Genomic DNA, 24,782 nt, shown 5'->3' on the forward strand with positions numbered 1-24,782 from the left:
TGGGCCAAGGATGGCCCATCGCGGCGACCCACGGAGCAGGACCGGAGCGAGGGTACCCCGAGCCTCAGCGAGGGGCCGAACGCCAGGGGCAAGAGCCCTTGGTTACTTGGGGCTCTTCCAAGTGACTCGCCGTAAGGGCGAAACCCTAAGTGGCCGTTACCGCAGCAATGGATATGCACACCTGAAAGACAATCATCGTCTGTCAGGACGCCTTCACCGGCAAGCCTGGCTCCTACAGTAAGTGCGAAACCCTAGGTAGCCGTTACCGCAGCAATGGATATACACCCAATCCAAATCAACCCATCAGGGCCGCTGCACCACCCTCACCCGCCCACTGCTACCGCCCCCGCAGAAGAACCGCTCGCCACCGTCTGACTCAAGCCCCGACACCCCAATGCCATCAGGGAGCCTGAGGCTCTCCAGGACTTCGCCGGTGTTCGGGTCGACGCGGCGCAATTCGCTCTCCTCGTCTTCCCAGGTGCCATGCCACAGCGCGCCCTCGACCCAGGTCACCCCCGTGACAAAACGGTTGGATTGCAGGGTACGCAGGACAGTCCCGGTCTCGGGGTCGATCTGGTGGATTTTCCGTTCGCGGTACTGACCGACCCACAATGAGCCTTCGGCCCATGTCAGCCCCGAATCGTTGCCACCGCCGGGTGCCGGGATCGTGGCCAGGATTTCTCCGCTGCGAGGATCGACTTTCTGGATGCGGTCCTCGGCAATCTGGAACAGATGCTTACCATCGAAGGCGGTCCCGGCATGCGCAGCAACATCGAGGGAGCGCACCGTACTTCCACTGTCGGGGTCCAGGGCGTAGAGCTTGTCGGTGGTCGCAAACCACACCTGCCGGCCGTCCCAGGTGACGCCGTGCACATCGGCGACGTCGGCAAAGGGGCCATATTCACGCACAATTTTGGCGGCTGACTGTTTCATCTCGGTGTTCCTCCAAAGGGGTTGACGGGATCATCCTAGCCACCGGGCAGCGGAACCGGGAGTAACAAGGTCGTCGCGAAACCGGGCACCGGCGGGGTCACCCAGCGCCGTGCCCGTCCCTGTCCGAACGACTGCACCTTGCCCTTGGCTGCCAGTGCTTCGAGCGCGCGTTGCACCGCGCGCTGGCTGCTACCCAACGCCAGGGCCAGGGCCGAACTCGACCAGGACTCGCCGTCGCCAAGCAAGGCGAATACTGCTGCATACTTTTCTTCGACCGGTGGCGTGAGCAGCACCACGTCCGGTGAAACCTGAGCAACCAATGTGAACCCGCGTCGGGTGGCGATCACCGTCGCCAAGGGTTTCAACGCCGCGCGCAAGCGTCCGATTTCAACCCGCAGCCGGGCTCGATGGGATTCATCACTGAGCTTCAACCGAAAGGCCTGGGCGATGAGGGTCTCCCTGGGCACATCGCCCGGCCAGGCCTCAGCGAGTGTTCGCACCAGGGAAAACAGGATCGGACGCCTGGACAGGGAAACCGACATGCCCGCGCCGCGTACGACATAGCGGCAAGCGTCCACCACCAGTGAAGTCGAGGCGAGCAGCGCTTCCACCTCGTCCAGCAACAGAGGCCGTTCTTCACCACGCACGAGCTGGTGCGCGGCGGGGCTGTCGAGAATGGAGGATGCACTTTCGACTTCTGCAGACAGCGCGGGAATGCCGGCGAGTTGCGCGGCGAGTTCGGCCCTGGCGAGCGCGGCCCGTGCTGCCTGGGAATTCAGATGGCGCATCGCGATCCCTGCCACGACCAGCTCATGGGTCGCCCGCAAGGGTGGCGGCAACGTCGCCGGGTCCAGGTCAACGAGTTGCCCATGGGCCTCATCGAGCCGGCCGATCAGCAACAAGCGACGGATGCCCAGATAACGCGCGTGGGCTGCATTGATAAGATCGCCGTGGGCTTGCAGCGTGACCCGCGCCGCTTCCAGCGCCTTCACCGGCCAACCAAGATCCCGCGACGCCAGTGCAATCTCGGCTTCGGCGACGGTGCAGCGTGCCCGCGCCACGACTTCTTTCGGCCCAAAGGCCCGCGAGGCCCTGCGTACCAGCGCTTTGGCCCGCACCAAATCCCCCAGTTGCGCCATGGCGATACCGCGCAGTGCCAGCGCGGGCGCATCCTCGCGCAGCGCGATCCGGTCCAGCGCACCCAGCGGATCGCCCGCCGCCAACGCCTGCGCTGCGGCGGTGATCAGCGAATCCATTGCAGTCCTGCCACGCGTGTCACTCCTGCCGTGATAAGCCCCGTATGAGTCTATCTCACCCCTCAGTGAGCGTATCCGGCAGATGCGCGCGTGCCCTCGGCAGTACAGCCAGGCCCGCCGCCACAGGCCAGCGCGTCGAGGGCCCTGTGCTAGTCTCCTTCGTCAAACGCGCACTGATGCGTTTGAACGAACCGCTTCCCCCGGATGATGGAGTTCAACATGAAAAACATCGCTTCCTGGTTAACGATCACGCTTGTAAGTCTAGTGCTTTGCGCCTGCGCCGCCGTCGATGCTGGCAGCGGTGGCGCCGGCGAGATGGAAATCCGCTCGGGAAAAATCGAGCAGATCACCATGACGCAGATGCAGACCAACCACGACAGCGGCGTCGGCGCCATCCTTGGCGGACTCGCGGGCGTGGGCATCGGTAGCCTGATCGGTTCGGGCACCGGGCGAGATGTCGCCATGGTCGCTGGCGCCCTTGCGGGTGCGGCGGGTGGCAACTACGCCGAGAAGAAAAAATACGATCAACCGCAACAGGCCCAGCAGATTATCGTGCGTACCAAGAGCGGCGTCCTGGTCTCGGTGACCCAGCCGATCAATGCCGCACTGAGCAAAGGCCAGAGTGTTTATATCGAAGGCACCGGCAACGAAGCCCGGGTAGTGCCGCAAAGCTGATCACCTGTTGCACCCGAAATCGATGGTCACGCGTCAATGCTGATGCCCCGAGCCTGAACAGCTCGGGGCATTTTTCTTTCTGAATAGGCGGGCATCATTCGCTTCGACCGTCCGTCGTCCGGGCATGAAAATACCGCTTGACGTCGATTGGGATCTGGAAGAACATTACTTACATCGGATGCGATCTAAGCGCACACGACACTATATTCAACTTGACCGCACCCTTGAGGATTGACCCATGAGCAAGATCGAAAAAGTCCTGGCCACCGGCACGACCCACACCACCCTGAGCAGCGCCGGCAATGCCTTGCGCGGCCACAACGGCAACCTCGACATCGAACTGTCGACCCCAGGCTCTGCCCAGCCAGCCCATGTGTTCGCCGCCACCCAGCCGCACCCGAAAGCCGAGCAATTGTTCGCCGGGGCCTGGTCGGCCTGCTACACCGCGGCCGTCGGCCTGGTGGCCGCAGAGCGCAACATCGCGCTGCCGGCGGATCTGGCGGTCGACATCGAAGTGGACCTTGGCCAGACGGGTCCAGCGTACTTCCTCCAGGCCCGACTGACCCTGCGCGTGCCGGGGCTGGCACAGGACGTTGCAACGGAACTGGCGCATATCGCCGACTCCATCTGCCCCTATTCCAAGGCCACGCGCGGCAATATCGACGTTGCCCTGAACGTCATTACCGCATAATTAATATCGCATGCGATTCTAGCGCATGCGAATACTATACCTACAGTAAACTTGAGGAACTCATCATGAGCAAGATCGAAAAAGTCCTGGCCACCGGCAAGACCCACACCACCCTGAGCAGCACCGGCACCACCTCGCGCGGCCATAACGGCAACCTCGACATCGAATTGTCGTCCCCTGGCAGCGTCACACCGGCACATGTGTTCACCGGCGTACAACCGCACCCCAAGGCCGAGCAACTCTTCGCCGGAGCATGGTCGGCCTGCTACATCGCTGCGGTGGGCCTGGCCGCCCAACAGGCGAAGGTGACATTGCCCGCCGACACGGCCGTGGACATCGAAGTCGACCTGGGCCAGACCGGTGCAGCCTACTTTCTCCAGGCCCGACTGACCCTGCGGGTGCCAGGCCTGTCACATGAAGTCGCGACCGAACTGGCGCACAACGCCGATGCGATCTGCCCGTACTCCAAGGCCACCCGCGGCAACATCGACGTGAGCATCAACGTCCAGACCGCGTGATGCACCGCACGGCCGGTTCGCCAGGGTTATCCCCGGTAACCGGCCGCTTGGGGGGCGGGACCCGGAGGTTTAGAGCACTTCCGACACCATCGCATACGACGTATAATTCCAGCGTCGCAGCCTGCCCAAAGAGAGCACCCATGAAAACCACCGACAAGACGTCCGCCCTGGACCTCAAGCTTTCCGATTTCCTGTGTTTTGCGGTCTATTCCACCAACCTCGCTTTCGGCAAGGCCTACAAGCCGATGCTGGAACGACTCGGCCTGACCTATACGCAATACATCACCCTCGTTGCGCTGTGGGAGCAGGACAACCAGACCGTCGGCAGCCTCGGGGAAAAACTGTTCCTGGAATCCAACACCCTCACCCCGATCCTGAAAAAGCTCGAAGCGATGGGTTACCTGCTGCGTCAGCGCGACCCGGAAGACGAACGCCAGGTACGAATCAGTCTGACCGACGCCGGTCGCCAGTTGCGCACAGAGCTGACGGAAGACGGCTTTCCGCAAACCGGCCTGGATCCCGACGATTTCGTGCAGATGCAGCAGGCGATCGTGAAATTGCGCAACAACCTTATCCGCACCACCAAAGCCGTGTAGGAGCGAGCATGCTCGCGATGGTGGTCAACGATGACGCGGGGCATCTGACACCACGGGGCACTCTCAGGTGCATCGTCGCCCGGCGCCTGCTCGCGCCTACAGGATTGAGGGTTATTTGTCCGACTTGATGGCCGTCCACACCCGCGTGCGCACCCGCTCCAGCTTCTGCGGCAACGGCTGCACGACGTACAGGGTTTTGAGGGCCTCGGGGGTCGGCGTCAGGTTCGGGTTGCCGGTGATCTCCTTGTTGATCAGCGCCAGCGAGTCCTTGTTGGCATTCGGGTAACCGAGGAAGTCGCTGATCGGTGCGATGACGGTCGGGTCGAGCAAGGTGTTGAGAAACGCGTGGGCTTCATCGACGTTCTTCGCGCTCTTGGGAATGGCAAAGGTGTCGAACCAGATCGGCGCGCCCTCCTTGGGCAAGCGCCAATCGACCACCACGCCATTGTCGGCCTCCTTGGCGCGGTTGCCGAACTGGTAGAAGCTGCCGGAGTAGCCGATGGCCACGCAAATGTCACCGTTGGCGATATCGGTCATGTACTTGGCCGAGTTGAAGTAGGTGACATAAGGGCGAATCTTCAGCATCAGCGCCTTGGCCTTTTCGTAGTCCTCGGGGTTCTGGCTGTTGGGGTCCAGCCCCAGGTAATGCAGGGCCAGCGGCAGAATCTCGGAGGGCGAGTCGAGCATGGCGACACCACAGGCCTTGAGTTTTTCCATATTCTCGGGCTTGAACACCAGGTCCCAACTGTCCACCGGTGCATTCTCGCCCAGGGCGGCCTTGACCTTCGCCGGGTTGAAGCCGATCAACACGGTGCCGTACATGTAAGGCACGCCGTACTGATTGCCAGGGTCGTTCTTGTCCAGCAACTTGAGCAGCGCCGGGTCCTGGTGTTTCCAGTTGGGCAGCTTGGTCTTGTCCAGTTTCTGGAACACACCGGCCTTGATCTGGGTTTCGATGAACTGATTCGACGGCACCACCAGGTCATAGCCGCTGTTGCCGGTCAGCAGCTTGGCCTCCAGGGATTCGTTGGTGTCGAAGGTGTCCCAGGTGACCTTGATCCCGGTTTTCTCGGCGAAGTCCTTGGGCACGGACGGCAGGATATAGTCCGCCCAGTTGTACACCCGCAATTCACGCTGCTCGGCATGTACGGCACTGGCCAGCAGCGTCAGGCCGCAAACGGTGGCACCCAATAGGCGTTTGATTGTGTCCATGGATCAATTCCCCAAGTCAGCTCGATGGTTTTTATGTGCTGTACACGGCAGCGCCCGGCAAAACAGCCAAGGCAAGGAAGATCGGGTTCATAGTTATCGATGGGAGGCTCTTGCGCATCAGCCACCGGTTTCGATTCTTGCCGACAGCCCGGCAGGTTCACAGCGCGGGGTTGGCCAAAAGGAGATCGTAATGGCCATTATCGGTGTCCGGGAGCATAGCCCACGGTCGCTATGCGCAACGTTTTCGACAGCCTGGAATACGGCGCAAACCCGCAGGGCTGGCGAACACCGTGCCTGCGACTTAATCTGCCTGTCACAGCAATCACCCCATGGGGCGCCTTCCCGCCCGAGGAGTTGACCGATGCCGCTGACCCTCTATTACCACCCGCTTTCGTCGTTCTGCCACAAAGTGCTGATCGCACTCTACGAGTACGACATCGATTTCCAGCGGCGAGTCATCGATCTTTCCAGTGCAGCAGACCGCGCGGAGCTCGAGGCGTTATGGCCCCTGTGCAAGTTCCCGGTCATCCGCGATCACACGTACCCGCAGGGGCTGGCGGAATCGAGTGTCATCATCGAATACCTGGACCGCTTCCATGCAGGTGGGCGCTGCCTGCTGCCCGGTGATTGGGAAACTGCCTTGCAAGTACGCCTGTGGGATCGGTTTTTCGACCAGTACGTGCAGGGACCGTTGCAACAGATAGTCGCCGATCGCATTCGCGCGACGAACGGCGACCTGAGCCGGGAACGGGCCATGCTCACCACGGCCTACGGCATGCTCGAGCGCCAGCTGGCCTCGCGAACCTGGGTGGCCAGCCCGGACTTCAGCCTGGCCGATTGCGCGGCGGCCCCGGCCCTGTTCTATGCCAGTACCCTGGTGCCCTTCCCCGTCGATTGCCAGCACCTGAGCGGGTATTTCGACAGGCTGGTACAACGGCCCTCATTCCAACGCGTCATCGACGAAGCCAGGCCCTGGTTCGCTTTCTATCCGTTTGCCGAAGCCATACCCCAACGCTTTCGCTAACAACCTCATGCGCACACCGCAGGGCTCGATTGGCCCGCTACGTGGGTGTATATCCATTCCTGCGGTAACGGCTTCGCACTGGTAGGAGCGAGCATGCTCGCGATGGAGGTCAACGATGACGCGGGGAGCCTGACACCCCGCAGTGCTCTCAGGTTTTTCGCGAGCGTGCTCGCTCCTACAGGGCTCTACCCAGTTCTTAAATACATCCCGAAGGACACTTTCACCCGCACGGTTGCGAGTCTGGCGATCCCGGCCTATGGTCCAGACACAACAATTTCAAGACCGGTGCGATGATTCGCCGCCGTCTTCTTGTCCATCCATGGTGCTAGCGCAACGAGGTGACGACATGCCCCAAGACTCCCGCCCCGCCGTACTCGAACTGATCGGCAATACGCCCCTGGTGCGCGTCAGCCGTTTCGATACCGGCCCGTGCACGCTGTTTCTCAAGCTCGAATCCCAGAACCCCGGCGGTTCGATCAAGGACCGCATCGGCCTTGCCATGATCGATGCCGCCGAACGCGACGGCCGCCTGCGACCCGGTGGCACCATCGTCGAAGCCACGGCCGGCAACACTGGCCTGGGCCTGGCACTGGTCGGCCGCGCCAAGGGTTATCGGGTGGTGCTGGTGGTACCGGACAAGATGTCCACCGAGAAGGTCCTGCACCTCAAGGCCATGGGCGCCGAGGTGCATATCACCCGTTCCGATGTCGGCAAGGGCCATCCGGAGTACTACCAGGACGTTGCCGGGCGCCTGGCCAGCGAAATCCCCGACGCCTTCTTCGCCGACCAGTTCAACAACCCGGCCAACCCACTGGCCCATGAGTGCAGCACCGCACCGGAGATCTGGGCGCAAACCCAGCATGATGTCGATGCCATCGTGGTCGGCGTGGGTTCGGCCGGCACGCTGACCGGGCTGACCCGGTTCTTCAACCGTGTGCAACCGGAACTGGAAATGGTCCTGGCCGACCCGGTCGGCTCGGTGATGGCCGAATACAGCCGCAGCGGCACCCTCGGCACACCGGGCTCCTGGGCCGTCGAAGGCATCGGCGAAGACTTCATTCCGTCGATTGCAGACCTGTCCAGCGTGCGCCACGCCTACTCGATCAGCGACGAGGAAAGCTTCGATCATGCCCGCCAGTTGCTGCGCGCCGAGGGCATTCTCGGCGGTTCGTCGACCGGCACCCTGTTGGCGGCCGCATTGCGCTACTGCCGCGAGCAAACCCAACCGAAACGGGTGGTCAGCTTCGTCTGCGACACCGGTACGCGTTACTTGTCGAAGGTCTATAACGACCAGTGGATGAACGATCAAGGGCTGCTGAAAAGCAAGCAGTACGGCGACCTGCGCGACCTGATCGCGCGGCGCTTCGAGGACGGCCGGGTGATCAGCGTCGGCCCCGACGACACCCTGCTCACCGCGTTCCAGCGCATGCGCCTGGCGGATGTGTCGCAACTGCCGGTGCTGGTGAGCGGCAAGCAACTGGTCGGTGTAATCGACGAGTCGGACATCCTGCTGGGCGTGCATGAAGACGCTACGCACTTTCGCAAGACCGTCTCCAGCGCCATGACCGACAAATTGCAAACCCTGGCCCCCGACGCCTCACTGGCGGATCTGGAGGCGGAACTGGGCCGAGGACTGGTGGCGATCATCCAGGATGCCTCAGGTTTCCACGGCCTGATCACCCGAACCGACATGCTCAATCACCTGCGGAGATCCCTGCCATGAGTCAGCACGATGAAAATGCCCCGCCACGGGGCTTCGCCACCCGCGTGATCCATGCAGGGCAAGCGCCGGACCCGTCGACCGGCGCGCTGATGCCGCCGATCTACGCCAACTCCACCTACCTGCAGCAGAGCCCTGGCGTGCACAAGGGGCTGGACTACGGACGTTCACACAATCCGACGCGCTGGGCGCTGGAACGCTGCGTCGCCGATCTCGAAGGCGGCACCCGGGGCTTTGCATTCGCCTCGGGCCTGGCGACCATTTCCACGGTGCTGGAACTGCTCGACGCCGGCTCGCACATCGTCTCCGGAAATGACCTGTACGGCGGCACCTTCCGCCTGTTCGACAAGGTGCGCCAGCGCAGTGCCGGACATCACTTCAGCTTTGTCGACCTGACCGACCTCGCCGCCTTCGAGGCCGCCTTGCAGGACGACACACGCATGGTCATGGTCGAGACGCCGAGCAATCCACTGCTGCGCCTCACTGACCTTGCCGCCATCGCCCGCACCTGCCGCGACCGCGGCATCATCTGCGTGGCGGACAACACCTTTGCCAGCCCGTGGATACAACGCCCCCTGGAACTGGGCTTCGACGTCGTGCTGCATTCGACCACCAAGTATCTCAATGGCCACTCCGACGTCATTGGCGGCATCGCCGTGGTCGGGCAAAACGCCGAACTGGCCGAGCGCCTGGGTTTCCTGCAGAACGCGGTAGGCGCCATCGCCGGACCGTTCGACGCCTTCCTCACCCTGCGCGGGGTCAAGACCCTGGCGTTGCGCATGGAGCGCCACTGCAGCAATGCGCTGGATCTGGCGCAATGGCTGGAACGTCAACCGCAAGTCGCCCGGGTCTATTACCCCGGCCTGCCCTCGCACCCGCAGCATGAGCTGGCGCGGCAGCAGATGCGCGGCTACGGCGGGATGATCTCTGTCGACTTGAACACTGACCTGGCCGGCTCCCGGCGTTTCCTGGAAAGCGTGCATATCTTCGCCCTGGCCGAAAGCCTGGGCGGCGTGGAAAGCCTGATCGAACACCCGGCGATCATGACCCACGCCACCATCCCGGTGGAAACCCGCGCGCAGTTGGGCATTGGCGATGCGCTGGTGCGGTTGTCCGTGGGGGTTGAGGATATCGAAGACTTGCGTGCAGACTTGGCGCAGGCGCTAGCCCGGATTTAGGGTTACACAACCCCCTGTAGGAGCCAGGCTTGCCGGCGAAGAACGATAACGCGGTGCGACAGATACACCGCGGCGTCCGGTTCGCCGGCAAGCCTGGCTCCTACAGACAATAATTTGAATATTTCGGAACATCGACACATGTCCAACCACGATACCTCCCTGCAAGACGCCGCCGCGCCCGATGGCGTTTGCTACGGCTGCGGCAGCAGCAACCCCCACGGGCTGCACATCAAGAGCTACTGGCATGAGGACGGCGTGCATGTCATGGCCGAGCACGTACCCGATGCCAAATACTGCGGCTGGCCGGACCTGGTCTACGGCGGACTGATCGCCATGTTGGTCGACTGCCACTCCAACTGGGCGGTCATGGCTTATCACTACCGCGCGGAAAACCGCGATGCCGCAAGCTTGCCGCGCATCAGTTGCGTCACCGGCAACCTCGGCATCAAGTTCATCAAGCCGACACCCATGGGTATCCCGCTGACCCTGCGGGCGCGAGTGGAAGGTGAAGTAGGACGCAAGACACGGGTCATCTGCGAAGTCTTCGCCGGCGATGTGCTGACGGCAGTGGGCGACTCCATTTTCGTACGGGTCGATACCGCGCAACTGGCAGACACCGCGCACGGGCGGTAGTTGCCCCAGTCGCCGGTCACTCTTCTTCCATGAGCGCGGTGATCCGCCCGGACTTGTACGCAGCCAGCAGCGCGGCATAGTCCTTGGCATTCTGATCGGCATAGGTCACGGCAAATTTGCCGATGGCCTGGTCGAAACTATCCGATTTGCCCAGATAGCCGCTGATGAGCGCTGCGTCCCCGGACTTGGCGTGGGCCCTGGCAAGCGTCTGGCCGCACCATTGGGCATACCGCTTCAAGCGCGCTGGCGTGATGCCTTCAATCGGGGCCGACATTTTCATGTCGCGCATCTGGCGTACAAAGAAATCACGACCTTTCTGGCCACGGGTCCAGCCCAGAAAAATATCGCTGGAGGACTGCATCAGTCGCTGCCCGGTGACGACGCGCTGCCCCTGGTTTTCGAACTCGCTCTTGCCGGCGTAAGGCGCCAGCACGGAAGGGCAGGCTTCCTTGAATTGCAGGAGCAACGGCTGGTTTTCTGCGCTGAAGAACAGGCCGACGAAACAGTAGGTACCCACGCTGCCGATCCCGACCGCCTTGACGGCAATGTCTTCGAGGCGATATCGATCGAACAACACACGCCGTTCATGGGGTAGCGACAATCGATAAGCCTGCAGCGCTGCACGGGCTCGCTGCATGAAGTCCGGTTCATCCACATGATAAAGGATCGGGGGCTGATCGATCAGCCGTCGGCGCCCTGCCACTTCGTTGCTGATTTTTGGATAAAGATACTCGCCGACCCGCACCCTGGCCCTGGCCATCACTTGTTCGCGAAACTTCCGGATCTCGGCCGTGGGCGCGGTGTCGATGATCGTCTGGGCATCCAGGCGCTCATACCAGACCTCCAGCGGGCTCAACTTCGACAGTTTACGCAAGCGCTCACGGTAAACACGTACGCACTCCATGGCGATGCCCCGTGCCACCTTATCGCTGATCCGGTTATCGCGGGCCGCCACTACAAAACTGATCGCCAGGCGTTTCACGTCCCATTCCCAAGGCGCGGGAAGCGTTTCGTCAAAATCATTGATGTCAAAAATAAGGTTGCGTTCGGGGGTGGCGAACAAGCCAAAGTTCAACAGGTGGCAATCGCCACAGGCTTGCACCTCGATCCCCGTGGTGGGGGTCTTGGCCAGGTCGTACGCCATCAAGCCCGCTGAGCCACGCAAAAAAGCAAACGGGCTGCGCAACATGCGCCCGTAGCGCACCGGTATCAGGTTGGCCAGCCGATAACGGTTGGACGCTTCCAGCAGCTCGATCGGATCGCGATGCTTGCGTGGCGGTTTCCACTCGGCGTGCAGCGCATGGGGCAGGTTCTGGCTTAATCGTTCACCCGCGTGCAGGCGTTCCTTGCGCGAGCGAAACACCGGTTCTTCAATGACCGCGGTATTTTTTTTGGCTTTGGCGGGCTTGTTTTTGCGGGGAGGCATGATCACTCCTTGGCCAGCGATTCTCGACAGATGGCTGACGGTCAAAGTCTAGAACCGGTTTCACATCTGTGCGCATCGATTGCGGCAAAATCGACAGCCACTCAGCGCTCGAAAAATGAGCGATACCCGCTAATCTCCACTTGCCGTTTTTCAACACAGGAGTTTGGCCATGAAGCTCAGACATTCACTGGCGGCGCTGTTGATTTGCGCCAGCCTGCTCGGCTGCGCCACCTCATCCAGGCAGAGTGTGTCGGTCACCCTGGATCCTACTCGGCAGAACACCGGTCAGATCGGCAATGTCACGTTGTCCGAGTGGGACCAACAAACCGGGCTGAGTTTCTTCATCAGTGGTGTACCAAGCGGTGCCGCCCTGCCCCTGCGTCTCTACAGCTTCATCAACAAGGGCAGCTGCCATCAACCCGGCCCCGTCGCGTACGCCATGAATGACAAGGTCAACACCGAACGCCAGCCGATTCGCGGCTGGTCGTTTTCCAGAAGCGTGCCTGTGGCCCTGCCTGTCTTGCTGTCCGGTGACTATCACATCGTCGTGCGAACCGCAGCGACAGACGGCAACGTCGATATTTTCTGTGGGAACATCAAGCAACAAGGTCCGGCGACCTAGGCACGCGTAGCCTCTGGCCTCAGACCGGCGAAATCGTTGCCAGCACGCCAATCAGAATGGTCAACACCAGAAAACCACCGAGGAAAATCGCCATCTTGCCCATAGAGCCTCCAACATTTCGAAAGTGCGGTGCACCGCGGCTACCGCTGCGCAACTTGCCGTCATTGTGGGGCTCGAACTGATTGCATTACAGCGTCAGAAAGCGCTGAAAAATACGGATCAGATGAAACAGATGGAGCCAATGAACCTGTAGGAGCGAGCATGCTCCGGGCGGCGTTCCGACGATGGTCGTCAACGATTACGCGGGAAGCCTGGCACCCCGCGGTGCTCTCAGGTTCATCGCGAGCATGCTCGCTCCTACAGGTACGGGGATTTGTTGCAGGGGTTACAAAAAAGCCCACTGGCCATCCCTGGCTCAGTGGGCTTTTTGATCAAGCGCTCAGTTAAAGCGCCATGTCCGCCGCAGCATTCTCTTTCGGTGCCTTGGCTTTTTCAGCCTCGACAGCCGGAGCCACAGCCTGGCCGATCGCAGGTGGTGGAGTCAGTTCCAGCACCTTGGCGGTGTAGGCCCATTCCTCGGCAACCTTTTGCGGATTGGCGTTGAGCTGGGTGCCGTAGCTCGGCACGATTTGATGCAGTTTTTCCTGCCAGGCCGGGGTCGCGACCTTGTCCTTGAACACTTTCTGCAGCACGGTCAGCATGATCGGTGCGGCAGTGGAAGCGCCCGGGGACGCGCCCAGCAGGCCGGCGATGGTGCCGTCTTGCGAGGCGACGATTTCGGTGCCCAGTTTCAGTACGCCACCGGCAGCTTCGTCACGCTTGATGATCTGCACGCGCTGGCCGGCTTGCCACAGGCGCCAGTCCTCGGCCTTGGCGTTCGGGAAGTATTCCTTCAGGGCGTTGAGGCGGTCTTCGTCCGACAGCATCAGTTGACCGGCAAGGTACTCGACCAGCGGGTATTCCTTGATGCCGACCTTGGTCATTGGCCACACGTTATGCGTGGTGGTGGTGGTCAGCAGGTCCAGGTACGAACCTTCCTTCAGGAACTTGGTGCTGAAGGTCGCGAATGGGCCAAACAGGATCACGCGCTTGCCATCCAGCACGCGGGTGTCCAGGTGCGGAACCGACATCGGCGGTGCGCCAACCGAAGCCTTGCCGTAGGCCTTGGCCAGGTGTTGTTCGGCAATGGTCGGGTTCTCGGTCACCAGGAACGAGCCGCCCACCGGGAAGCCTGCGTATTCCTTGGCTTCAGGAATGCCGGACTTCTGCAGCAGGTGCAGGGCACCGCCACCAGCGCCGATGAACACGAACTTGGCGTCGGTTTCGGATTTGCTGCCGTCTTTCAGGTTTTTGTAGCTGACGCGCCAGCTGCCGTCGGCGTTCTTGCTGATGTCCTGCACTTCGCTGGACAGTTTCAGGTCGAATTTCGGCGTGGTTTGCAGGTGTGCAACGAACTGGCGGGTGATTTCGCCAAAGTTCACGTCGGTACCGATCGGAGACCAGGTGGCCGCGATTTTCTGGTTCGGGTCACGCCCTTCCATCATCAGCGGGACCCACTTCTTGATCACGGCCGGGTCTTCGGAGTACTGCATGCCGGCGAACAGCGGGCTTGCCTGCAGGGCTTCGTAGCGCTTTTTCAGGAACTTGATGTTGTCATCGCCCCACACGAAGCTCATGTGCGGTGTGGAGTTGATGAACGAACGCGGGTTCTTCAGCACGCCTTGCTGGACCTGCCAGGCCCAGAACTGACGGGAGATCTGGAACGCTTCGTTGATTTCAACGGCCTTGGGAATCGAGACGTTGCCTTTCTCGTCTTCCGGGGTGTAGTTCAACTCGGCCAGGGCAGAGTGACCGGTACCGGCGTTGTTCCAGCCGTTGGAGCTTTCCTGGGCGACACCGTCGAGGCGCTCGATCATTTCCATCGAGGTGCCGGGTTCCAGCTCATTGAGCCACACACCGAGGGTTGCGCTCATGATGCCGCCGCCGATCAACAGCACGTCGACTTTCTTGGCATCTTCGGCCTGGGCTGTCGTCATCCCCAACGACAAGGCCAGCCCCAGCAGGGCCGTGTTCACTTTCTTAAACATCTGTAGCACCTATGATAAAACGCCATCCACCCTTCCAACCGCGATCGCAAGCCGCTTGTCTCACGGCATTCAGGCAAGTCTGCCGCGGGTTCTCGTACATAACGGCTGCACATGACGGCTGGAAGGTGGGCACACAAGGCCGATGGACTGCATCGACCCCAGTTATATGTCCCTACTGAACTGACTTTTTATCTTTTTTGGCTTCAGCTACTTGAGCGACAGTGATTCTGCTCGCCCGCCTCAAGGACAGGAAAACTGAATAGATCAAACCAAGTTGTTGCGAAGAATATCACGACAAGCCCAGCCCGCGCGTGATGGATGCCGTGGATGGGCGACTATACTCACTGGTCTTCAATCGAGCAGGTGGGCAAGAGCCATGAGCGATAAAGACGATCTGCGCAAACATTCCTCCCAGGTAATCGACGGCGTGGAGGCTGCCCCCGCCCGCGCCATGCTGCGTGCCGTGGGTTTTACCGACGAAGACTTCAAGAAACCACAGATCGGCATCGCCTCCACCTGGGCGATGGTCACGCCGTGCAACATGCACATCGACAAACTCGCGATCGAAGCGGAAAAAGGCGCGAATGCCGCGGGCGCCAAGGGCGTGATTTTCAACACCATCACCATTTCCGACGGCATCGCCAACGGCACCGAAGGCATGAAATATTCACTGGTGTCCCGCGAGGTGATCGCCGATTCCATCGAGGTGGTGGTCGGCTGCGAAGGCTTCGATGGGCTGGTGACCGTGGGGGGTTGCGACAAGAACATGCCAGGCTGCCTGATCGGCATGGCGCGGCTCAACCGACCTTCGATCTTCGTCTATGGCGGCACCATCCGCCCCGGCGCCGGCCACACCGACATCATTTCCGTGTTCGAAGCCGTGGGCCAGCACGCGCGCGGTGACATCAGCGAGATCCAGGTCAAGCAGATCGAGGAAGTGGCCATTCCCGGCCCCGGCTCCTGTGGTGGCATGTACACCGCCAACACCATGGCCTCGGCCATCGAGGCGCTGGGCATGAGCCTGCCCGGTTCGAGCTCCCAGGACGCCGTTGGCAGCGACAAGGCCTCGGACAGTTTCCGCGCCGGCCAGCAGGTGATGGAATTGCTCAAGCTGGACCTCAAACCCCGGGACATCATGACCCGCAAGGCCTTTGAAAACGCCATCCGCGTGGTGATCGCCCTCGCCGGCTCGACCAATGCCGTGCTGCATCTGTTGGCCATGGCCAATGCCGTGGATGTCGAGCTGACCCTGGACGACTTCGTCGAGCTGGGCAAGATTTCACCGGTGGTGGCCGACCTGCGCCCCAGTGGCAAATACATGATGAGCGAGCTGGTGGCCATTGGGGGCATCCAGCCCTTGATGAAGCGCATGCTCGCCGCTGGCATGCTGCACGGCGATGTGATGACCGTGACCGGCAAGACCCTGGCGGAAAACCTCGAAAACGTGCCCGACTACCCCGCTGGCCAGGACGTGATCCTGCCCTTCGATCAGCCGATCAAGAAGGACTCGCACCTGGTGATCCTGCACGGCAACCTCGCGCCCACCGGGGCCGTGGCCAAGATCACCGGCAAGGAAGGCCTGCGCTTCGAAGGCACGGCCAGGGTCTACCACGGCGAGGAAGGCGCCCTGGCCGGCATCCTCAACGGCGAAGTGCAGGCGGGCGATGTGATCGTGATTCGCTACGAAGGGCCCAAGGGCGGACCGGGCATGCGCGAAATGCTCTCGCCGACATCGGCGGTGATGGGCAAGGGTTTGGGCAAGGATGTCGCGTTGATCACCGACGGCCGTTTTTCCGGTGGCTCCCATGGCTTCGTGGTGGGGCATATCACACCGGAGGCGTTTGAAGGCGGGCCGATAGCGCTGGTCGAAGATGGCGACCGGATCACCATTGACGCTGAGACCCGGCAGATCACGGTCGCTGTGTCCGACGCCGAACTGGCCGAGCGCAAGAGCCGCTGGGTACGGCCGGAATCGAAGTACAAGCGCGGGGTGTTGGCCAAGTATGCGAAGACGGTGTCCAGTGCTTCGGAGGGGGCGGTGACGGATAAGTATCTTTAAAAATTCGGTTTTGTGTTGTCTGATCGACTGCTTTCGCGAGCAAGCCCGCTCCCACATTTGAAATGCATTCCAAATGTGGGAGCGGGCTTGCTCGCGAAGGGGCCCTTGAAGGCAGTACAAAATGAAAGGATGTATCAAAGGCGGAAGCGATCCACCGACTGCGACAGTTGCCCCGCCAGCGAAGACAACTCATCCGTCGTCAAGGCAGTCTGCCCAATAACCTTGCTGTTGCCCTCGGACATCCCGGCAATCATCTCCACCTGATGGGCGATTTCATTGCTGGCCAGGCTCTGCTCGCCGATGGTGCGACTGATGTCGTTGACCAGTTGCGTGGTGTTGAGGGTGGCCTCGAGGATCTCGCGGATGGCACGCTCGACGTCGGCGGTCACGGCCATGCCCTTGTCGACCTGGGTCACGCCCTCCTCCATGCTGATCACCGCTTCTCGGGTGTTTTGCTGGATGCGCGAGACCATGGCGGCGATTTCCTGGGTCGAAGCGCTGGTGCGGCCCGCTAGGCTGCGCACTTCATCGGCCACCACGGCAAAACCACGGCCCTGCTCCCCGGCGCGGGCGGCTTCGATGGCGGCGTTGAGCGCCAACAGGTTGGTCTGGTCGGCGATGCCCTTGATCACCTGGATGATGCTGAAAATCCCTTCGGATTCCTTGTCCAGGGTGCGGATCACCTGTGCCGACTGCTGCGCCGAACGGGCGATGCCGTCCATGTCGCTGACCACCTGATGGATCACCCGCCCACCATCCTTGGCCAGCGCCTCGGCCTGGTTGGCCATGTCCAGCGCGCGCTCGGCGTGCCGGGTGATTTCCTCGATGCTCGCGGTCATTTCGCTGGCGGCGGCGGCCATGGTGCTGGCGGCGGCGCTCTGTTGCTGGCTGCTGCCGGCTACTTCATGACAACCATTGCTCAGTCGCGTGCTCATGCCACTGACGCCATGGGCATTGCTGCGCACCACCTCGATCATGGCGCGCAGATCACGCTGCATGGTCGCCAGGCTGCGGATCAGGGTGCTGGCTTCGTCCTTGCGCTCGGGTACTGCAATCGTCTCGCTCAGGTTGCCATGGGCGATGCGTTCGGCGATGCGGCTGGCCGTTTGCAAGGGGTTCATGATGCTCAGGATCACCCAGCGTCCCTGGACGAGCAGCAACAACAGGCTGGCGAAAAGCACGGTGCCGAGGGCCAGGTTGGCGCTGCCGAGCGCTTGACGGGTCCCGGCACTGGTCTTTTGGGTGTTGCTTTCGATCAGCTCGCTGACGGCGGCCATCTGGTCTTCCAGTTGGCTGAACACGCTGTTGAAGGAGCCGAGTTCTTTTTGCGCGGCCTCGGGGTTTTCCAGGGCCATGCCAACAATGCGCTCGGCCGCGGCGATGTAGGTGTCGAGGCTGGGCTTGATCTTGTTCAACGCGTCTTTGAGGGTGGCGTTGACCGCCAGGTTCAGGTTGTCGCCGAGCACTTCGCGAAAGTGTGCCGCGTGCTCTTCGATGGACGTGCGTACTTCGGCCTTGCTGCTGGTACTTTTACCCAGCCCGACCAACATCGCGGACAACACGTCGGCACGTAGCGCGTCGTGCATCATGTCGGCTTCCATGTGGTTGCGCAGCACGGTCATGCCAACCTCGTTTTCCTGCACCGCATCCGCCATCCGGGCAGTCCCCAGGTAACCGACCAGGCCCATGATCAACGCGGTGAGCAACCCCGTCCCTATCAGCAGCAGCAAACGCAGTTTTATGGACACTCTGTGGTTCCTCTTTCTGGCACGTATGTCGATGGTCCAAACGGCCATCGCGAATGGCGTCTCAAGAGGTTATCGACGGGTCGCTGCGCGAATTGAAGGCTATCCCCACTGATTTCTGTTTTTACGACATGCGGTAGGTAAAGCGGCTTTTTCTGCCGTATGTCGCAGTGAAACCAACAGCAAACTCACCCATGCGCCAGCGACGGCGAGCGCCATGTCCTTTTGAGAATCCCAGGGGTCGTTTTGCGCGCCGACAAAGGCTTTTGCCGTGTCGTCACCCAAGTAAGCCCCGCCAATCCATTCCACCAGTTCGTAGACGGCCGAGGTCGACAAAATGATGTTCAGGGCCATGAAGAACAGCCAGCGCCCGCGCAACGGTGTCAGCTGCAACAGCACTTCGCGGATGGGCCATGCCATCAACAGCCCGTAGCTCAAATGAACCAGCCGGTCGTAGTGATTACGGTGCAGGCCAAGGCTCTTGTCGAAGCTGATGCCGGTCAGGGCTGAACACCAACGATCGTAGGGCACCAGGGAATAGGTGTAATGCGCGCCCAGTTCGTGAATGCACAAGAACACGAATACCAGCGTAAGGGAGGCCGCCGACAGGCGAAACTGGCGATAGAACACCACCAATGCCCCCACCAGCAGCAGCGCAAGCATGTTTTCCAGCGCCCAATCCACCCGGCTACGTGGGGAATAGCCCAGCGCAATGACAATCAGCATGAACAGAATCAACAGCGTCAATTCGTATCGCGGATGTTCCCTGGGCTGCATCATGTGAGTTCCTCGACACCCGTGAATTCAAGATCCATAGGGACTTTTAACTTCGAGAGGAACCCTCGCCGCAAGTTCGCTTTTTTCCTTTGACTCATGCTAGGTTGTACGATGACCGATGAGCAACATTACCCGGTCGCTCCGATCACTCATAACAACAAGGAACCCTCATGAAAAAGCAAAGGTGCTGATTGGTTTTCTGTGCCTGTTCTGCGGCTACGTCGCAGCCAGCCCGGCGGCCGCGGACAAGGACGTGGCAAAAGCCGTCGATCACTTGACCCAGGCAATGCTGCATAAGGACATTGCCGAGCTGAATGCGTTGACGGCCGAAAACCTCAGCTACGGCCATTCCAGCGGCAAAATCCAGGACAAGCAACAATTCATCGCCGATATCGAAACCGGCAAAAGCGCCTTCAAGACCCTTGAGATGCAGAACCAGACCATCACCGTCTCCGGCGATGTGGCGTTGGTTCGCCACCACTTTTCGGCCCAGGCTCTCAAGGGCACCGAGGTGGTCCCGACGGAAATCGAGAACTTCCAGATCTGGCAGAAACAAAGCGGAAAATGGCTACTGGTAGGACGACAGGCGTTCAAGTTCTGATGTGGGGGTGACCCCCGAAAAAGGGGACGAATGGGCGTCTACCCGCCGATCCGTCCCCTTGGGTGTTGCGCTGGTGCCGCCCCTGGTTTCAGTGCCCGCGAATGTAATGCTCGAACTGTCGAATCAAGTCGGCCTGTTCGACAATGGCTTGCTTGACCAGATCGCCGATCGACAGCAAACCGATCAGCTCGCCGTTTTCCACCACCGGCAGATGCCGCAAATGGCTGTCAGTCATGACCGCCATGCAATGCTCGATGCTCTGTTGGCTGTCGGCCGTGACCACCGGCGAGCTCATGATCGCCCGGACCGGCGTGCCCACTGACGAACGCCCCAGTAGCACCACCTTGCGCGCATAGTCACGCTCGCTGATCACCCCGACGACCTGGCCCTTTTCGATCACCGGCAATGCGCCCACGTTTTTTTCGGCCATTTTCTGCACGGCCTCCAACACCATGGCGTCGGGTGCGATGCTGTGCACCTGCTGGTTTTCCACGACCTTGAGCTTGAGCAACTGTGCGGCTGTCTTCATGTTCGTCTCCTGATGTAAATGGCCTGCAACGTCAGGCCACTCCGACTTCCACCAACCCTTCGTTCAACCGCACCGGCCAGACCCGCAAGCGCTGTTGCGGGTACTCCAGGCAACTGCCGTCCTCAAGACGAAAATGCTGCTTGTAGATCGGCGAGGCAACGACCAGGTCGCCCTTGATGCTGCCGACCAGTCCGCGGCCGATGACATTGGCCCCCGATTGGGGGTCGTGGTTGTCGATGGCATAGAGTTGTTTGCCTTCCATGCCCGGCAGGTAGAACAGCGCCACCTGGGCACCGTCCAGCCACACCACCACACCGGAGTCATTGACCAGGTCCTGCTGGCTGCACACCGATTGCCAGACGACAGACGCAGGGGCTTCAACGCGTAGGGTATTGGACGGATTCATCAGACACTCTCCTCGGTAACAGGGATCAGGTTGAGTTCAGCCGCCATGATCGGCCGGCGCTGGCCGCGCTCCTGGACAAAGTGGATGTCCGGATCCGGGCGTTTATCGTTGACGAAGGTCCGGAAGCGCTTGAGCTTTTCCGGGTCCTTGAGGGCATTGGCCCACTCGCATTCGTAGCGATTGACCACCAGTTGCATCTGCGACTCGAGCTCGGCGCCCAGGCCCAGGCTGTCGTGGATGATCACGTCCTTGAGGTAATCCAGGCCGCCTTCCAGGCTTTCGCGCCAGACCGAGGTGCGCTGCAGCTTGTCGGCGGTACGGATGTAGAACATCAGGAAGCGGTCGATGTAGCGGATCAGGGTCGCGTCATCGAGGTCGGTGGCGAACAGCTCGGCATGGCGCGGGCGCATGCCGCCGTTGCCGGCGATGTAGAGGTTCCACCCCTTCTCGGTGGCGATCACGCCGACGTCCTTGCTTTGCGCCTCGGCGCACTCACGGGTGCAACCGGACACCGCGAACTTGAGCTTGTGCGGCGAACGCAGGCCCTTGTAGCGATCCTCAATGGTCAGGGCCATTTGCACGCTATCCTGCACGCCATAGCGGCACCAGGTGCTGCCGACACAGGATTTCACCGTGCGGGTCGACTTGCCGTAGGCGTGGCCGGTTTCGAAGCCCGCTTCAATCAGTTCGCCCCAGATGTCCGGCAACTGGTGCAACTGGGCGCCGAACAGGTCGATGCGCTGGCCGCCAGTGATCTTGGTGTAGAGGTCGTATTTCTTCGCTACGACGCCTATGGCAATCAGCTTGTCGGCGGTGATCTCGCCACCGGGAATGCGCGGCACGACCGAATAGGTGCCGTTCTTCTGCATGTTGGCCATGAAGGTGTCGTTGGTGTCCTGCAGCGGCACCAGCGACGGGTCCATGATCGGCTGGTTCCAGCACGACGCCAGGATCGAGCCCACCGCCGGCTTGCACACATCGCAACCGGTGTGGCCACGGCCATGCTTGGCCAGCAATTCTTCGAAGCTGATCACCCCTTCTACCCGCACCAGCGCATACAGCTCCTGGCGGGTGTAGGCGAAGTGTTCGCACAGGCTCTTGTCGACGCTGACCCCACGGGCAATCAGCTCATGTTCGAAGACTTGCTTGAGCAACCCGGCGCAACCGCCGCAGCCGGTGCAGGCCTTGGTCTGCGACTTGAGCAGGCCAAGGTCGGTGCAACCGCCGTCGATGGCCGAGCAGATGGCGCCCTTGGTCACGTTGTGGCACGAGCAAACCGTGGCCGTTTCCGGCAAGGCGCCAGGCCCCAGGGTTGGTGCACCTTCGGACGACGGCAGGATCAACGCGGCGGGTTCGGCCGGCAAGGCGATCGCGTTCTGCATGTATTGCAACAGCGTGTCGTAATAGCTGTTGTCGCCGATCAGCACTGCACCGAGCACGTGTTTGCCGCTGGCATCCACCACCAGGCGGCGATAGCTGGCCGTGGTTTCGTCGATGAACTGATAGCTGCGCGCGCCAGGCGTATTGGCGTGGGCGTCGCCGATGGAGCCAACGTCGACGCCCAGCAGCTTGAGCTTGGTCGACATGTCGGCACCCTGGAACGGCTCGGCGGCATCGTCACACAGGCGCGCGGCGACACTGCGGGCCATCTGGTAACCCGGCGCGACCAGGCCGAACAGGCTGCCGTTCCAGGACGCGCATTCACCGATGGCGTAGATGTTCGGGTCACAGCTCAGGCAGGTGTCATCGATCACCACGCCACCGCGCGGGCCGATCTCCAGCGCACATTGCCGGGCCAGCGCATCCTGGGCGCGGATACCGGCGGAGAACACGATCAGGTCGGTTTCGAGGAATTCGTCGTTGGCGAAGTTCATCCGGTAGCGGTACTGCTCGCCGGCGCTGATCGATTGCGTGGCGCGGGACAGGTGCACGCCGACGCCAAGGCGCTCGATCTGCGCCTTGAGCGCCAGGCCACCCAGATCATCCAGTTGCACCGGCATCAGGCGCGGGGCAAATTCCACCACGTGCGCTTCGAGCCCCAGGCTTTTCAGGGCGTTGGCGGCTTCAAGGCCCAGCAAGCCACCGCCGACCACCACACCGCGCCGGGCATTGGCCGCCGCGGCACGAATGGCATCGAGGTCTTCCAGGGTGCGATAGACCAGGCGCGAATCGCCTTCGGCGCCTTCGATCGGCGGCACGAACGGATAGGAGCCGGTGGCCAGGACCAGCTTGTCGTAGGCCACGCAACCTTGAGCGGTGATCACCTGGCGCCGGGCGCGGTCGATTTCCAGCACCGGTACCCCCAGGTGCAACGTGACGCCTTGGGTCTCGTACAGCGCCGCGTCACTGAGTGCCAGCGACTCGGCGTCGCGACCGGAAAAGTACTCGGACAGATGCACGCGGTCATAGGCACGCATTGGTTCTTCGCTGAAAACATGCAGCCGATAGCGGTCAAGGGCGCCACGTTCGATCAACTGCTCGACACAATGATGCCCGACCATGCCATTGCCGATCACGACCAGCGTTTGCTGTTTGTTCAAAGTGGCTACATTGGAATTCATAAACGACACCTGCCCTAAGCCCATCACGGTGAAAAAAAGCAAAAAAAAACGCCTGAAACCTTGCGGTTCCAGGCGTCTTTGCCTGTTCTTTTGCGGTGTTGAAAACCAGACGGCCATGCCTGATCCACCGATGTTGCCCACGACCTGTGCGGCCAGTCGATCGTCGTTGACCGAGAGGGCTGCCCATCTTTTTCAGAGGGGCTTGATGGGGTTAATGCAGGGTTTGTGCCAGCCGAACGCAAGAAGACATCATGGTGGTGCAGACGTGAGTGTTTAGTCCTTGCTGGCCGCCAGATTGGCGGGTTTGTGGTGAAATGAATGGTGCTGCCAGTGGTAAATTTCGCAGAGAAAAATGCATCGGCAACCCGCTTCGCACTGGTGCACGCTTTCGGTCACCGCGCTTTAAAAGTGCGCAAAACCTGTAGGAGCGAGCATGCTCGCGATGAACCTGAGAGCGCCGAGGGGTGTCAGGTGCCCAGCGGCCGCCTCGTCGTTTCTTTGGCTTTTGATTTTCTTACCCCCTCACGCCATGAGCCTGTCCGTCAACCTGTGACGATTGCCATCGGCGCTTCTACCAACGTTGATCCATGATGCGTCGAAGCCTGTGGGCGATGTTGTTGGAGTACATATCCATTGCTGCGGTAACGGCCACTTATGGTTTCGCCCTTATGTAGGAGCGAGCATGCTCGCGATGGACGTCAACGATAACGCGCCCTGTCTGAATGAACGCGATGTCTGGACGTTCATCGCGAGCAGACTCGCTCCCACAGGGGAATGCGGACAGACCTGCCATCAGGTCGGCTGTCAGGCCGCCTCGCTTTGGCTGTTGCTTTTGATTTGGCTTTTGATTTTCTTGCCCCCTCGAGAGGCTGAGTGGAGGTTCTGCGCAGTGGGTAAACCGGCAAGGATGCCGGTTTAGCCGCGCTGGGCCATGGATGGCCCATCGCGGCGACCCACGGAGCAGGACCGGAGCGAGGGCATGCCGAGCCCTAGCGAGGCACCGAACGCCAGGGGCAAGAGCCCTTGGTTACTTGGGGCTCTTCCAAGTGACTCGCTGTAAGAGCGAAACCATAAGCCGCCGTTACCGCAGGAATGGATATGTACTCCGTCAACAAACAATAGGTCGGCTGTCAGGCCGCCTTCGCGAGCAGGCTCGCTCCCACAGTAGATCGCGTACAGCCGCTAGAAAATTGTCGGCTGTCATGCCGACATCGCCAGCAAGCCGGCTCCTACAGTAGATCGGGTACATCCGCGAGCGATTGGTCGGCTATAAGGCCGCCATCGCCGGCGAGCCAGCTCCCACAGTAAAGCGTCAGCAACACCGCGTATTACATTTCCCACGCCCAAAACGCGCGTCCTGACGCTCACGGAAAAACGCCTCGTAGCTCATCACCGGCTCGCCCGGATGATTGATCGCCATTTGCGCGACATAGTTATCGTAATCGGGAACGCCCACCATCAAACGCGCGCTCTGGCTAAGGAAACCGGCGGCTTGCTGCAGTTTTCGGAACATGGCACTGCTCTCAAAAAGAT

Annotated in this window: 23 protein-coding genes; 12 read left to right on the top strand and 11 right to left on the bottom strand. The window is 61.1% G+C overall.

Going from position 1 to position 24,782, the window contains the following annotated elements:
* Positions 1 to 303 precede the first annotated feature (303 nt).
* Both QLG10_RS24375 and QLG10_RS24380 read right to left on the bottom strand, forming a co-directional pair.
* Positions 304 to 933 carry a PQQ-binding-like beta-propeller repeat protein gene (locus QLG10_RS24375; RefSeq protein ID WP_110750559.1) on the bottom strand — a complete coding sequence of 210 codons (630 nt, stop codon included), beginning with the start codon at positions 931 to 933 and terminating at the stop codon, positions 304 to 306.
* Positions 934 to 968: 35 nt separating this feature from the next.
* Positions 969 to 2,189 (bottom strand): helix-turn-helix domain-containing protein, encoded by a 1,221-nt coding sequence (locus QLG10_RS24380; protein WP_282488180.1) that lies wholly within the window; start codon positions 2,187 to 2,189, stop codon positions 969 to 971.
* A 219-nt stretch (positions 2,190 to 2,408) separates the two neighbouring features.
* Between QLG10_RS24380 and QLG10_RS24385 the strand changes: the two genes are divergently transcribed.
* The 4 genes from QLG10_RS24385 (at position 2,409) to QLG10_RS24400 (ending at position 4,669) form a co-directional block, all read left to right on the top strand.
* Positions 2,409 to 2,864 (top strand): glycine zipper 2TM domain-containing protein, encoded by a 456-nt coding sequence (locus QLG10_RS24385; protein WP_282488181.1) that lies wholly within the window; start codon positions 2,409 to 2,411, stop codon positions 2,862 to 2,864.
* A 238-nt stretch (positions 2,865 to 3,102) separates the two neighbouring features.
* Positions 3,103 to 3,555 (top strand): Ohr family peroxiredoxin, encoded by a 453-nt coding sequence (locus tag QLG10_RS24390; RefSeq protein ID WP_033044024.1) that lies wholly within the window; start codon positions 3,103 to 3,105, stop codon positions 3,553 to 3,555.
* A gap of 65 nt (positions 3,556 to 3,620) precedes the next feature.
* Positions 3,621 to 4,073 (top strand): Ohr family peroxiredoxin, encoded by a 453-nt coding sequence (locus tag QLG10_RS24395; protein WP_110750565.1) that lies wholly within the window; start codon positions 3,621 to 3,623, stop codon positions 4,071 to 4,073.
* A 140-nt stretch (positions 4,074 to 4,213) separates the two neighbouring features.
* The gene (locus QLG10_RS24400; RefSeq protein ID WP_110750567.1) at positions 4,214 to 4,669 is read left to right on the top strand and encodes a MarR family transcriptional regulator; all 456 of its coding nucleotides are present in this window, start codon (positions 4,214 to 4,216) and stop codon (positions 4,667 to 4,669) included.
* A gap of 111 nt (positions 4,670 to 4,780) precedes the next feature.
* On the opposite strand, the gene QLG10_RS24405 is transcribed toward QLG10_RS24400, so the two are convergent.
* Complete coding sequence (locus QLG10_RS24405) at positions 4,781 to 5,881, bottom strand: polyamine ABC transporter substrate-binding protein (protein WP_282488182.1); 1,101 nt, start codon at positions 5,879 to 5,881, stop codon at positions 4,781 to 4,783.
* 361 nt (positions 5,882 to 6,242) lie between these two features.
* Between QLG10_RS24405 and QLG10_RS24410 the strand changes: the two genes are divergently transcribed.
* The 4 genes from QLG10_RS24410 (at position 6,243) to QLG10_RS24425 (ending at position 10,436) form a co-directional block, all read left to right on the top strand.
* On the top strand, positions 6,243 to 6,905 hold the full coding sequence (locus tag QLG10_RS24410; RefSeq protein WP_110750571.1) for a glutathione S-transferase family protein: 663 nt from the start codon (positions 6,243 to 6,245) through the stop codon (positions 6,903 to 6,905).
* Positions 6,906 to 7,251: 346 nt separating this feature from the next.
* On the top strand, positions 7,252 to 8,628 hold the full coding sequence (locus QLG10_RS24415) for a pyridoxal-phosphate dependent enzyme (RefSeq protein ID WP_282488183.1): 1,377 nt from the start codon (positions 7,252 to 7,254) through the stop codon (positions 8,626 to 8,628).
* Entirely contained in the window at positions 8,625 to 9,803 is a 1,179-nt protein-coding gene (locus QLG10_RS24420; RefSeq protein WP_282488184.1) for a PLP-dependent aspartate aminotransferase family protein, read from the top strand. The genes QLG10_RS24415 and QLG10_RS24420 overlap by 4 nt, the downstream gene beginning before the upstream one ends.
* A gap of 138 nt (positions 9,804 to 9,941) precedes the next feature.
* Entirely contained in the window at positions 9,942 to 10,436 is a 495-nt protein-coding gene (locus tag QLG10_RS24425) for a PaaI family thioesterase (protein WP_110750578.1), read from the top strand.
* A gap of 16 nt (positions 10,437 to 10,452) precedes the next feature.
* Here the strand turns inward: QLG10_RS24425 and QLG10_RS24430 are convergent, their stop codons facing one another.
* Positions 10,453 to 11,862, bottom strand: coding sequence for a DUF2252 domain-containing protein (locus tag QLG10_RS24430; RefSeq protein WP_110750580.1), 1,410 nt, complete (start codon positions 11,860 to 11,862; stop codon positions 10,453 to 10,455).
* Positions 11,863 to 12,031: 169 nt separating this feature from the next.
* On the opposite strand from QLG10_RS24430, the gene QLG10_RS24435 reads away from it, so the two are divergent.
* Positions 12,032 to 12,484, top strand: a complete 453-nt coding sequence (locus QLG10_RS24435) for a hypothetical protein (RefSeq protein ID WP_282488185.1) — start codon at positions 12,032 to 12,034, stop codon at positions 12,482 to 12,484.
* Between the two features lie 443 nt (positions 12,485 to 12,927).
* On the opposite strand, the gene mqo is transcribed toward QLG10_RS24435, so the two are convergent.
* Positions 12,928 to 14,571, bottom strand: a complete 1,644-nt coding sequence (mqo, locus tag QLG10_RS24440) for a malate dehydrogenase (quinone) (protein ID WP_188265452.1) — start codon at positions 14,569 to 14,571, stop codon at positions 12,928 to 12,930.
* A gap of 376 nt (positions 14,572 to 14,947) precedes the next feature.
* On the opposite strand from mqo, the gene ilvD reads away from it, so the two are divergent.
* Positions 14,948 to 16,630, top strand: coding sequence for a dihydroxy-acid dehydratase (gene ilvD, locus QLG10_RS24445; protein ID WP_248678940.1), 1,683 nt, complete (start codon positions 14,948 to 14,950; stop codon positions 16,628 to 16,630).
* Between the two features lie 134 nt (positions 16,631 to 16,764).
* On the opposite strand, the gene QLG10_RS24450 is transcribed toward ilvD, so the two are convergent.
* Together QLG10_RS24450 and QLG10_RS24455 are read right to left on the bottom strand one after the other, a co-directional pair.
* Entirely contained in the window at positions 16,765 to 18,378 is a 1,614-nt protein-coding gene (locus QLG10_RS24450; RefSeq protein ID WP_282488186.1) for a methyl-accepting chemotaxis protein, read from the bottom strand.
* A 99-nt stretch (positions 18,379 to 18,477) separates the two neighbouring features.
* Positions 18,478 to 19,152 (bottom strand): DUF2238 domain-containing protein, encoded by a 675-nt coding sequence (locus QLG10_RS24455; RefSeq protein ID WP_110750862.1) that lies wholly within the window; start codon positions 19,150 to 19,152, stop codon positions 18,478 to 18,480.
* Between the two features lie 118 nt (positions 19,153 to 19,270).
* Here QLG10_RS24455 and QLG10_RS24460 point away from each other — a divergent pair, with 118 nt between their 5' ends.
* Positions 19,271 to 19,753: a nuclear transport factor 2 family protein gene (locus QLG10_RS24460; protein ID WP_282488187.1), complete on the top strand. Its 483-nt coding sequence runs from the start codon at positions 19,271 to 19,273 to the stop codon at positions 19,751 to 19,753.
* A gap of 88 nt (positions 19,754 to 19,841) precedes the next feature.
* On the opposite strand, the gene QLG10_RS24465 is transcribed toward QLG10_RS24460, so the two are convergent.
* From QLG10_RS24465 to nirB, 3 genes are read right to left on the bottom strand one after another with little or no spacing between them, the layout of a single operon-like run.
* Entirely contained in the window at positions 19,842 to 20,282 is a 441-nt protein-coding gene (locus tag QLG10_RS24465; RefSeq protein WP_083349299.1) for a CBS domain-containing protein, read from the bottom strand.
* A 31-nt stretch (positions 20,283 to 20,313) separates the two neighbouring features.
* Positions 20,314 to 20,688 carry a nitrite reductase small subunit NirD gene (gene nirD, locus QLG10_RS24470; RefSeq protein WP_020796362.1) on the bottom strand — a complete coding sequence of 125 codons (375 nt, stop codon included), beginning with the start codon at positions 20,686 to 20,688 and terminating at the stop codon, positions 20,314 to 20,316.
* The gene (gene nirB, locus QLG10_RS24475) at positions 20,688 to 23,249 is read right to left on the bottom strand and encodes a nitrite reductase large subunit NirB (protein WP_282488189.1); all 2,562 of its coding nucleotides are present in this window, start codon (positions 23,247 to 23,249) and stop codon (positions 20,688 to 20,690) included. Before nirB ends, nirD begins: the two co-directional genes overlap by 1 nt.
* A 318-nt stretch (positions 23,250 to 23,567) precedes the next feature.
* Here nirB and QLG10_RS24480 point away from each other — a divergent pair, with 318 nt between their 5' ends.
* Positions 23,568 to 23,840 (top strand): hypothetical protein, encoded by a 273-nt coding sequence (locus QLG10_RS24480; RefSeq protein ID WP_248678945.1) that lies wholly within the window; start codon positions 23,568 to 23,570, stop codon positions 23,838 to 23,840.
* Between the two features lie 721 nt (positions 23,841 to 24,561).
* Here the strand turns inward: QLG10_RS24480 and QLG10_RS24485 are convergent.
* Entirely contained in the window at positions 24,562 to 24,762 is a 201-nt protein-coding gene (locus QLG10_RS24485) for a YbdD/YjiX family protein (protein ID WP_110750864.1), read from the bottom strand.
* Between the last annotated feature and the right edge of the window lie 20 nt (positions 24,763 to 24,782).

The sequence above is a fragment of the Pseudomonas sp. V98_8 genome, from assembly GCF_029967975.1.
Taxonomy (GTDB): Bacteria; Pseudomonadota; Gammaproteobacteria; order Pseudomonadales; family Pseudomonadaceae; genus Aquipseudomonas; species Aquipseudomonas umsongensis.